The sequence below is a fragment of the Pseudomonas sp. 9Ag genome (assembly GCF_902506445.1).
Taxonomy (GTDB): domain Bacteria; phylum Pseudomonadota; class Gammaproteobacteria; order Pseudomonadales; family Pseudomonadaceae; genus Stutzerimonas; species Stutzerimonas stutzeri_AB.
This window is the reverse complement of the sequence record NZ_LR733836.1, coordinates 1889550-1900251: the sequence shown is the minus strand read 5'-3', so window position 1 is coordinate 1900251 and position 10702 is coordinate 1889550. Positions and strand designations below refer to the sequence as shown.

Annotated in this window: 12 protein-coding genes; 7 read left to right on the top strand and 5 right to left on the bottom strand. The window is 57.9% G+C overall.

The window, feature by feature from the left end:
* The first annotated feature begins 7 nt into the window (after positions 1–7).
* The 3 genes from ALTERO38_RS08355 to ALTERO38_RS08350 all read left to right on the top strand — a co-directional run bounded on the left by ALTERO38_RS08355 (position 8) and on the right by ALTERO38_RS08350 (position 1970).
* Positions 8–613, top strand: coding sequence for an arylesterase (locus ALTERO38_RS08355; protein WP_159968010.1), 606 nt, complete (start codon positions 8–10; stop codon positions 611–613).
* Between the two features lie 45 nt (positions 614–658).
* Positions 659–940, top strand: a complete 282-nt coding sequence (locus tag ALTERO38_RS21500) for a hypothetical protein (protein WP_102836302.1) — start codon at positions 659–661, stop codon at positions 938–940.
* 67 nt (positions 941–1007) lie between these two features.
* On the top strand, positions 1008–1970 hold the full coding sequence (locus ALTERO38_RS08350) for a L,D-transpeptidase family protein (protein WP_159968008.1): 963 nt from the start codon (positions 1008–1010) through the stop codon (positions 1968–1970).
* 88 nt (positions 1971–2058) lie between these two features.
* Here the strand turns inward: ALTERO38_RS08350 and ALTERO38_RS08345 are convergent, their stop codons facing one another.
* Positions 2059–2313 (bottom strand): Lpp/OprI family alanine-zipper lipoprotein, encoded by a 255-nt coding sequence (locus tag ALTERO38_RS08345; protein ID WP_029404583.1) that lies wholly within the window; start codon positions 2311–2313, stop codon positions 2059–2061.
* Between the two features lie 422 nt (positions 2314–2735).
* Between ALTERO38_RS08345 and ALTERO38_RS08340 the strand changes: the two genes are divergently transcribed.
* On the top strand, positions 2736–3026 hold the full coding sequence (locus ALTERO38_RS08340; RefSeq protein ID WP_159968006.1) for a GNAT family N-acetyltransferase: 291 nt from the start codon (positions 2736–2738) through the stop codon (positions 3024–3026).
* Between the two features lie 40 nt (positions 3027–3066).
* Here ALTERO38_RS08340 and ALTERO38_RS08335 read toward each other — a convergent pair whose 3' ends face one another.
* Positions 3067–4143 (bottom strand): 3-deoxy-7-phosphoheptulonate synthase, encoded by a 1077-nt coding sequence (locus ALTERO38_RS08335; RefSeq protein ID WP_159968005.1) that lies wholly within the window; start codon positions 4141–4143, stop codon positions 3067–3069.
* Between the two features lie 272 nt (positions 4144–4415).
* Here ALTERO38_RS08335 and ALTERO38_RS08330 point away from each other — a divergent pair, with 272 nt between their 5' ends.
* A complete protein-coding gene (locus ALTERO38_RS08330; protein ID WP_159968003.1) occupies positions 4416–5363 on the top strand; it encodes a putative 2-dehydropantoate 2-reductase in 948 nt (315 codons plus the stop codon).
* A 308-nt stretch (positions 5364–5671) separates the two neighbouring features.
* Positions 5672–6646: an HTH-type transcriptional regulator CysB gene (cysB, locus tag ALTERO38_RS08325; protein WP_102836307.1), complete on the top strand. Its 975-nt coding sequence runs from the start codon at positions 5672–5674 to the stop codon at positions 6644–6646.
* Between the two features lie 98 nt (positions 6647–6744).
* Here cysB and ALTERO38_RS08320 read toward each other — a convergent pair whose 3' ends face one another.
* Positions 6745–7479, bottom strand: coding sequence for a phosphoadenylyl-sulfate reductase (locus ALTERO38_RS08320; protein ID WP_159968001.1), 735 nt, complete (start codon positions 7477–7479; stop codon positions 6745–6747).
* Positions 7480–7660: 181 nt separating this feature from the next.
* On the opposite strand from ALTERO38_RS08320, the gene thrH reads away from it, so the two are divergent.
* Complete coding sequence (gene thrH / locus ALTERO38_RS08315; protein ID WP_148926111.1) at positions 7661–8278, top strand: bifunctional phosphoserine phosphatase/homoserine phosphotransferase ThrH; 618 nt, start codon at positions 7661–7663, stop codon at positions 8276–8278.
* 40 nt (positions 8279–8318) lie between these two features.
* Here thrH and pabB read toward each other — a convergent pair whose 3' ends face one another.
* Positions 8319–9668, bottom strand: coding sequence for an aminodeoxychorismate synthase component I (pabB, locus tag ALTERO38_RS08310; protein ID WP_159967999.1), 1350 nt, complete (start codon positions 9666–9668; stop codon positions 8319–8321).
* A 49-nt stretch (positions 9669–9717) separates the two neighbouring features.
* Entirely contained in the window at positions 9718–10701 is a 984-nt protein-coding gene (locus ALTERO38_RS08305) for an alpha-L-glutamate ligase-like protein (protein ID WP_102836311.1), read from the bottom strand.
* Position 10702: the final 1 nt, after the last annotated feature.

Genomic DNA, 10702 nt, shown 5'->3' with positions numbered 1-10702 from the left:
GAATCCGATGCGAAATTGGCTGAAAGGTGGGGTCCTGGTTTTGCTGTGCTGGGCTCAGGGCGCCATGGCGGGAACGGTGTTGGTGGTCGGGGATAGTATCAGCGCCGCTTTCGGGCTGGAAACCAGCCAGGGCTGGGTACAGCTGCTCCAGCAACGCCTTGATACAGAGAATCTCGACCATCGCGTGGTGAATGCTTCGATTAGTGGTGATACCAGTGCGGGGGGGCTGGCGCGGTTGCCCGCATTGCTGGCGGAATACGATCCGGAGGTGGTCATCATTGAACTGGGGGGTAATGACGGGCTTCGCGGCCAGTCGCCGAAGCAACTGAACAGAAATCTGGCGGCAATGGTCGACCTATCACGTGACGCCGATGCCAATGTCGTGTTGCTCGGGATGCGTTTGCCGCCGAACTTGGGGCAACGTTACACGCGCGCATTTGAGGAAGCGTTCGACTCGCTTGCAGCCGAGCGGAACCTGCCATACGTCCCGTTTCTACTCGATGGGGTTGGGGGTGTTGAGGGCATGATGCAAGCCGATCGCATTCATCCCACTGCGGGTGCCCAGCAGCGGCTGCTGGATAACGTCTGGCCGGTGCTCGAACCCTTGCTTTGAAGCGTGCGCGCGGCTACTGTCGCGCCCCTCGAATCGGAGCCTCAGATGCCGCGCCCAGCCTGGACCCTTTTTGCCTATCGCCTCATCGTTCCAGACGAGCAGTTCGACCTGTTTGCTTGTCGGGAAAACCGGCTGCACCTGGCGTTACGGCAGCTGGAGTTGAGCGGGCAGGTTGATCGCACACTGTGCGGAGGTTTTCTGCCAGCGCGCCCGCTCTGGAAAGATATCGAGCGCTCCGTGCTCAAGGATCGCCGACTTTGCCCTGCGTGTCGCGATGCACTCAGCGCCCAAAGAAAAGGCCTTCCGTCTGCCGTCAGCGCCTGGTAGGTCGGCGTCCGCCGGTGCTTCGAGTACAATCGGCGCAACACGAACACTCTCCCAAGGAAACCCCTGAATGCTCTCGCGTGCGTTTGCAGTCGCCTGCAGTGTGTCTATCGCAGCTTTATTCTCGGCCAGCCAGTCTGTCGCACTCGAATTACCGCTGCCGCCAGACGGCGAGGACGTCGTCGGGCAGATCCAAGTGATCAAGGCCAAGTACGAAGACACCTTCGCTGCGCTCGGCGAAACACATGATCTGGGCTATCTGGAATTGGTTGCGGCAAATCCGGGCGTAGACCCATGGTTGCCAGGCGAGGGGACCGACATCATTCTGCCGACTCGGTACATTCTGCCGCCCGGACCGCGGGAAGGCGTTGTGATCAATCTTGCGGAGTACCGTCTTTATTACTACCCGGAGGGCGAGAACGTGGTGCACACCTTTCCGCTCGGCATTGGGCGTGAAGGCTGGGGTTCTCCCGTTGGCAACACGCGGATTTCAGCGATGACCAGCAACCCGGCTTGGTATCCGCCGCAATCGATCCGCGACGAACACGCCGCCGACGGTGATCCGCTGCCGAAGGTGGTGCCGCCAGGGCCGGATAATCCGCTTGGTCCTTACAAGATGAGCTTGGCGTTGCCTGGTTATCTCATCCACGGTTCGAACAAGAAATTCGGAATCGGCATGCGCGTCAGCCATGGTTGCTTCCGTATGCTCAACCACAACGTGTTGGAGCTGGCGGGATTGGTTAAGGTTGGAACCTCGGTGCGGATCATCGATGAGCCTTACAAATTTGGCGTGAGCCAGGGCAAGGTCTATTTGGAGGCGCACACTCCGCTCCAGGACGAAGAAAATAAGATGACGCTCATGGACAAGCATGCGGTGGTGATCAACACATTGCTCAAGCGTGACGAGCCTGCAGGTTCGCTGCAGCTGGACTGGGAAATGGTTCGTGAGATCATTGCGGGCGAGGACGGTCTACCAATCCAGATCGCCGAGCAAGGCCAGGCTCTGGCCACTCATGAAGAACCCGTCTTCTAGAATTTTGCAGCCTGCATATGGCGTCTGTAAAACCAGGCGCCCATAAAAAAGCCGACCTGATTGCAGGTCGGCTTTTTTTGCCTGAAGCTTACTTGCGGCTGGCGCGTTCCAGCATACGCAGCGCACGCTCATTGGCTTCGTCAGCAGTCTGCTGAGCCTTCTGAGCAGCCTGCAGAGCCTCGTCGGCACGGCTGTACGCTTCGTCAGCACGCGCTTGAGCGCGGGCGGAGGCGTCTTCGGTCGCGGTCAGGCGGGCTTCGCTTTCTTTGGTCATGCTGTTGCTGCAACCAGTAGCCAGAACTGCGGCGAAAGCCAGAGCAGAAAATTTCAGAACGTTGTTCATCGTGTTCCCCTTAAGGATGAAATCCATGGCAACTCCCGTTATGGAAAGTTGGCGCGCACATACTACCGATTAGTTGCGCTAAGTAAACTGAGCCAAGCAGCTGCTACCACATTTTTTCTGCATGCTCATTCTTTTAACTGCATCTGCTGGCCGAACTGATTGAAAAACAATCAGAGCCAACGCTGCACTCGCTACATGGACCGGTGCGAGCGCCGAAAAGTTGCAGTTTTTTATCGGCGTTGACCGTTTGTTTACAGCCCATTCGGTTCATTGCAGCGCGCTGATGATTTAAGCAATTGAAGCCAAGTCTTGCCTGGCGGTAGCATGCGTCGTCCAGCTAACAATAAAAACGGAGAGTGCGTGAGCGTAATCCACGTAACTTCCAGACAATCATGGCAGGTCCAGCCTGCTAAGGAGGCGAGATGACCGAACAGCTGAATATCCATCATGATCGAACGAGCCACCAGTTCGAGACAGTCGTGGATGGCCATCGCGCTTATCTGGCCTATGTTGATCTAGGCAAGCAGACGCTGGATATCTATCGGACCTTCGTGCCCGATGCGCTTCGTGGTCGAGGTGTGGCTGCGGTGTTGACCCGGCATGCGCTGGAGTACGCCGAACGCGAGGGGTATACGGTTATTCCATCCTGCTCGTATGTTGAGTGGTACATCGAACGGCAGGCTGGTGCTGCGGACGGTCCTGACCGGGAATAAAAAAACGCCGGCAAGCGGCGTTTTTTCGGCTCTGACAGCGTTAGCTGCGGGCGCGTTTAGGCAGAACGTCGTTCAGCTTCGTGTGCATGCCGAGCAGCGCTTTTTCGGTGGCTTCCCAGTCGATGCAGGCATCGGTGATGGAGACGCCATATTTCAGATCGTTCAAATCCTTGGGAATGGGTTGGCTGCCCCAGCCCAGGTGGCTTTCCACCATCAAACCCACGATTGAATTGTTGCCTTCTAGGATCTGGTTGGCCACGTTGTCCATCACCAGTGGTTGCAAGGCTGGGTCTTTGTTTGAATTGGCGTGGCTGCAGTCGACCATGATGTTCGGCTTGATGCCAGACTTGCTCAATTCCTGTTCACATACTGCAACGCTGACCGAATCGTAGTTCGGCTTGCCGTTCCCGCCACGCAGCACAACATGACCGTAGGCGTTGCCTTTGGTGGTGACGATGGACACTCCGCCGGACTGGTTGATGCCCAGGAAACGGTGCGGGCTGGAAACCGACTGCAGCGCGTTGATTGCAACCGTCAGGCTGCCATCGGTGCCATTCTTGAAACCCACCGAAGAGGACAGGCCGGAGGCCATTTCTCGGTGTGTCTGGGATTCGGTGGTACGTGCACCGATGGCCGACCAGCTGATCAGGTCCTGCAGGTACTGTGGGGAAATCGGGTCCAAGGCTTCGGTAGCAGTCGGCAAACCCATCTCGGCGAGGTCGAGCAGTAACTGGCGGCCGATATGCAGGCCATCCTGAATCTTGAACGAATCGTCCATGTAAGGATCGTTGATCAGGCCTTTCCAGCCGACCGTCGTGCGTGGCTTTTCGAAGTACACCCGCATGACCAGAAACAGGCTATCGGAGACCTTATCGGCCAGCACCTTGAGGCGTTCGGCATATTCGTGCGCGGCCTTCAGGTCATGAATCGAGCAGGGTCCCACCACGACGAACAGGCGATGATCCTTGCCGTCGAGAATGTTGCGTATCACCTGTCGCCCTTCGGAGACGGTCGCCAACGCAGCAGCAGTCAGCGGGATTTCACGCTTCAACTGATCTGGAGTGATCAGTGTCTCGTTGGAAGAAACGTTAAGGTCGTCGATCGGTAAATCAGCCATCGTGTTCTCGTCGGGGTCACAGATGCCGTCCGCCAGCCAACCCCGGTGCGGCGGAGCAGAGCTTGAGGGCGCAGCGGGGAGCGGAACCTTATCGCGTATTGCGTTGCCTCGACAATCATCTTGAAGTCGGACGGTTGGCCGGATATCGCTGGTACCCGTTCTGTCAGGCCGCTGTTTATAGCCACTGGGCGCTGTCTGTGGACGCTGATAAGGTGGTCGTTTATTCGCGCCCCCATCATGGCGCCTCACTGATCTGCCGCTGGAGTCCTTGCATGACTGCTCCCAACATCCGAATCGGAATCATTGGTACAGGCGCCATTGGCGGCTTTTACGGCGCGATGCTCGCCCGGGCGGGCTACGATGTGCACTTTCTTCTGCGCAGCGAGTTCGAGACGGTCCAGCAGAACGGGTTGCAGATAAACAGCGCGGTGCATGGCTCGATACACCTGGACTCGGTCCAGGCGTATCGCACTGCTGCCCAGATGCCCAAATGCGACTGGTTGTTGATCGGAGCGAAAAGCACCAGTAATAAAGAGTTGGCCCCTCTGATTGCCGAGGCTGCAGCGGAAGACGCCAAGGTCGTGGTGTTGCAGAACGGTCTGGGCGTCGAGGAGACCTTGCGCGAAGCGCTTCCGAGTGACCTTCATCTGCTGGGTGGCCTCTGTTTGATATGTGCGCACCGCTCGGCGTTGGGTGTCGTCGAGCATCAGGCACTAGGCGGGGTAAACATTGGTTACCATTCCGGGCCGGCCAGTGAAGCTGATCAGCAGAGGCTGGTAGAAGAAGCGGTTGCCATGTTTCGCGAGGCGGGCATCGATTCCAATGCAGCCACGAATCTCGCACAGGCGCGGTGGCAGAAGCTGGTGTGGAACCTGCCGTATAACGGTCTCTCCGTCCTGCTCGATGCCAGCACAGCACCCTTGATGTCAAACCCCGACAGCCGAGCCTTGGTCAAATCGATCATGTTGGAAGCCTGCGGCGCCGCCGCTGCCTGTGGCCTACCTCTACCCGATGCGCTTGTGGATCGAATGATGACGTTCACCGATAAAATGCCGGACTATCTGCCGAGCATGTACCACGATCATGCGCAGGGGCGCCCGATGGAGCTCGATGCGATCTATGCTGCTCCGCTGGCCGCTGCGGCAGATGCTGGTTTCGCGATGCCGAAAACAGAGGCGCTGTATCAAGCTCTGCGTTTTTTGTCGGCGCGCACGCACTGACAATCTGGCCTGGCACCTCCTCGGCGCGGCAGGTGGCAGGGCGGGCTCGGTGCATAGTGATTTGATTCCCGGCTGCTAAGCTCAATCAAGTCCAGCCATGACTCGAGGCCTGTGGCCGGCGGGTGGGGTGTGATTTGGTAGGTGGCTCGACTGGATTGAAGCGTCAGGCTTGCCGCGCTGGTATGTCAGATCAAGCAGCGGTCTACCGGCGATTCATATGGAAATGGCCTAGAATTTCTCAGTTCTGGTGCATAACGTTATAAAAACATGGGTGGCGTCCGGGCGCCATTGGCCTTTGAGGGATCTCTATGAAGCTTCAGCAACTGCGTTACATCTGGGAGGTGGCGCACCATGACCTCAATGTCTCGGCAACGGCGCAAAGCCTGTTCACTTCACAGCCCGGTATCAGCAAACAAATCCGGCTGCTGGAAGACGAGCTGGGCGTGGAGGTATTCGCGCGCAGTGGGAAGCATCTGACCCGGGTTACGCCAGCCGGCGAGCGAATAATCACCACCGCTGGAGAAATTCTGCGCAAGTGCGAAAGCATCAAACAGATTGCGCAGGAGTTCTCCAATGAAAAACGCGGCACGCTCAGCATCGCCACAACCCACACGCAAGCGCGCTACGCTCTGCCGCCGGTGATCAGTGCATTTATCAAGCAATACCCGGATGTCTCGCTGCACATGCATCAAGGCACGCCGATGCAGATTGCCGAGATGGCGGCTGACGGAACCGTCGATTTCGCCATTGCAACTGAAGGGCTGGAGCTGTTTGGCGATCTGGTGATGATGCCTTGCTATCGCTGGAACCGTTGCGTTGTTGTGCCCCAGGGGCATCCGTTGGCCAAGCTGCAGAAGCTCACGCTGGAAGCCTTGGCCGAACATCCAATCGTGACCTACGTGTTTGGCTTCACCGGGCGATCCAAGCTGGATGAAGCGTTCAGCCACCGGGGCCTGTCGCCAAAGGTGGTGTTTACCGCCGCCGATGCCGACGTCATCAAGACCTATGTACGTCTGGGATTGGGTGTCGGAATCGTCGCGCGCATGGCCGTTGACGCGAAGCTCGACCCGGATCTGGTCGTGCTCGACGCCAGCGAGCTGTTCGAGCCCAGCGTGACCAAAATCGGTTTTCGTCGGGGCACCTTTCTGCGCGGCTTCATGTGTGACTTCATCGAAACCTTTGCCCCGCATCTTGATCGAGAAATGCTCGAGAAAGCTGTGCAATGCAAAAACAAAGTGGAGCTGGATGAATTGTTCATGGATGTCGACCTACCGACCTTCTAATTCGACCGCCATCCCATCCATTAAACCGACAACAGTACGCCAGGCTCGGCAAGGGGCCGTTTTAAAGCCCCTTGGTAGAGAGATTCCGGCGTAGATCGTTAGTTTTTAGCGATCAGGTTCCCGGCGTGTAGGCCGCATTCCTTCTGGGTCGACTCTTCCCACCACCAGCGCCCCTCTCGCTCATGCTGATTTGGCAGCACTGGGCGTGTGCAAGGCTCGCATCCGATGCTGATAAACCCGCGTTCGTGCAGGCTGTTGAAGGGCACCTCGAGCATCCGGATATAACCCCAGACCTCTTCGCTGGTCATCTGTGCCAGCGGATTGAACTTGTACAGGCTGTGGTCGGGTGTCGAGAACGCGTTGTCGATTTCCAGAACCGCAACCTGGCTGCGTGTTCCCGGGCTTTGGTCGCGGCGCTGGCCCGTCGCCCAAGCGCGCACGCCTGACAGCTTGCGGCGAAGCGGTTCGATCTTGCGAATCCCGCAGCACTCGCCATGGCCGTCTCGGTAGAAGCTGAACAGTCCCTTCTCGTTAACCATCGGCTGCAACAACGCCGGGTCTGGCGTCATGAACTCGATGGGAATGCCATAGTGATCGCGGACCTGCTCGATGAACCGATAGGTTTCGCTGTGCAGTCGTCCGGTATCGAGACTGAACACTTTCACGTTCTTGTTCAGCTTCCAGGCCATGTCGACCAATACGACATCCTCGGCTCCGCTGAACGAGATCCACAAATCATCCCCAAAGAGCTCGAAGGCAAGTTTGAGTATGTCCTGCGGGGATTTACCGGCATAAGAGAATGCCAGCTCGGCTATATCAATGGTTTGGCTCATCAGGCGGCTTCCTTGGTTGGCGCTTGGCGCTCTGCTGCGCGATGGTAACAAAGAGTCTTTATTACCCTAAATAACGTTTAAGGAAGAAAGCCCATTCTTTGTGGCATAAGCAGCGCGTTGCTTCGCAGGGACCTTGCCGTTAGAGTGCCGCTTCAATTTTTCTGCTGTAAGGAGCGCGTCCGTGGAAATCGCCTGTCTCGACCTTGAAGGGGTATTGGTTCCGGAAATCTGGATCGCGTTTGCCGAGGCCACTGGAATCGAATCGTTGCGGGCAACCACGCGCGACATCCCTGATTACGACGTACTGATGAAGCAGCGGCTGCGTATTCTGGATGAGCACAACCTGAAGCTATCGGACATCCAGAAGGTTATTGCCACATTGCAGCCGCTGGATGGTGCCATCGAGTTTGTGGACTGGCTGCGTGAGCGTTTCCAGGTGGTCATTCTCTCGGACACCTTCTACGAGTTTTCGCAGCCGCTGATGCGTCAGCTAGGTTTTCCGACGCTGCTCTGCCATCGCTTGATCACTGACGAATCGGATCGCGTCGTGGATTACCAGCTTCGTCAGAAGGACCCCAAGCGCCAGTCGGTCATTGCGCTGAAGAGCCTGTACTACCGCATCATCGCAGCAGGCGATTCGTACAACGACACCACCATGCTCTCCGAGGCGCACGCTGGCATCCTCTTTCATGCACCGGACAACGTGATTCGCGAGTTCCCGCAGTTTCCCGCGGTGCATACTTTCGACGCGCTCAAGCAAGAGTTCATCAAGGCATCCAACCGCAAGCTGACGCTCTAGACGACCAGGCTCCACGGTAGCTGTCCAAGTCCCGTGGAGCCTATGACGTCAGCGTCGTCTCCAAGGTTCTCAGTAACACGCTCACCTTGTCCAGCGTCTCCTGATATTCGGCCTGCCACGCCGAGTCAGCCACGATTCCGCCGCCGCCCCAGCAATACACGCCGTCCTTGCGGAACAGAAGAGTGCGGATCGCAATAGAGCTGTCCATTTCGCCACGCACGTCCAGATAGAGCAGTGAGCCACAGTAAATGAAGCGGCGAGTCGGCTCTAGCTCATCGATGATTTCCATGGCCCGAATTTTCGGTGCGCCTGTAATCGATCCGCCCGGAAAGGCACCGGTGAGCAGGTCAAGCGCATCCTTGTTGGGATCGAGTCGGCCAGTGACGCTGCTAACCAGATGATGCACATTGGGGTAGGTTTCCAGGCAGAAAAGCTCCGGAACCCGTACGCTTCCGATCTCACAGCTGCGGCCCAGGTCGTTGCGTAGCAGGTCGACAATCATCAGGTTCTCTGCCCGGTCCTTTGTGCTGGCCATCAGCGCGTCGGCTTGAGCCAGATCGCTTTCCGGGTCCATATTTCTTGGACGGGTGCCCTTGATCGGGCGGGTCTCGACTGTCCTGTCGCTCACGCGCAAGAAACGCTCAGGGGAGACGCTTGCGATTGCGCCTTCTTCCATCGTCATGAATCCGGCGAAGGGGGTCGGGCAGGCGTCGCGCAAGAGGCGGAACGCTTGCCACGGATCGCCGCTATAGATCGCTTGAAACCGTTGGGCGAAGTTCACCTGGTAACAGTCACCTGCCTGGATATACCGCTGAATACGCGCGATAGCGTCTTGATACTCGCTGGGCAGCAGGTCCGCGACGAAAGCTGACGACAAGCTGAACGTCGAGGGTGGGGATGCCCAATCAGCCTCGAACAAGGTGGTCAGGCGACTGCGTTCCGCCTGGACCAATGACGGATGAAAGACCAGGTGCGTGGTTTGACGCTGGTGATCGTTCACCAAGGCCCAGGCATAGACGCCGAACCGGGCGTGCGGTAGGCCCAGGTCATCGGCAGCATGATCGGGCAGCCTTTCCAGTCGCGAGCCGAAGTCGTAACTGATATAGCCCAGCAGGCCACCTACGAAGGGTAGGTCAGTGCCCGAAGGCGCTTCGGCGTCACCCAGTGATCGGAGCGCCTCTCGTAGTCTTGAAAAAAATGCGCCCCCTGTTTCCGACGCGTTCGGGTCTAACACCTGTATTGGCCAGGCGCTGAGCAGGTCGAATCGGCCACGTTCCGCCACAGGGCGGCCTGAGTCGAGCAGCACCGCGCCTGGCGCATGGCGAATGCGCTCGAACCAAAAGGCTGGATCGGGGCGATAGGGAAGGGCGTGAAGCGTGCAGAGGGGCATGATGTGTTTCGTTCGGGGGGTGACCCGGCCAATAGACCGGGACTATGGCTTAATCGTGAGCCGGGATGTGGCCAAACAGCTCTTGAGCGAATCGCACGCGCTCTTCTGGGGTTTCCTGCCCCCCGCTTTTCTTGAGCTCCTCGACGCGGTTCTCCACGGCATGCGCGCGGTGGGTCAGGCCACAGTCGTTGGCGATCTGAATGTTGAGGCCCGGGCGCGCGTTGAGTTCGAGGATCAACGGTCCCTTATCCTCGTCCAGCACCATGTCCACACCAATGTAGCCAAGGCCGCAAAGCTCGTAGCAGCCGGCTGCAAGCTTCATGAAGCCGTCCCAGTTTGGCAGTTGTACGCCGTCTACGGCGTTGGTGGTATCTGGGTGTTTGGTGATCTTGTTGTTCAGCCAGGTGCCGCGCAACGTGATGCCTGTCGCCAGATCCACTCCGACGCCAATTGCACCCTGGTGGAGGTTGGCCTTGCCACCGGACTGCCGAGTTGGCAGACGTAGCATGGCCATGACCGGGTAGCCCATCAGGACGATGATGCGGATATCCGGCACGCCTTCGTAGCTGATGCTCTTGAAGATCGGGTCGGGGGTCACGCGGTACTCGATCAGAGCGCGGTCGCGGTGCCCACCAAGCGAATACAGCCCGGTGAGGATGTTGGAGATCTGATGCTCGATCTCGTCGTGAGTCAGGATCTTTCCTGACACCGTTCGATAACGCCCCTCGAAGCGATCAGCGATGACGAGGATGCCGTCACCGCCGGCACCCTGTGCCGGCTTGACCACAAAATCGGTGTGGTCCTTGACGATGTCCTTGAGCTTTTCGATATCACGCTCGGTCTCGATGATCCCGTACATCTCCGGGACATCGATACCGGCTTCGATTGCTCGCTCCTTGGTGATGATCTTGTCATCGACGATCGGATACAGGTTGCGCTTGTTGTACTTGAGCACGTAGTCCGCATTGCGGCGATTGATGCCCATGATGCCTTTGGCTTCGAGTGCCTTCCACGTCTTGATTAGACCGAACATG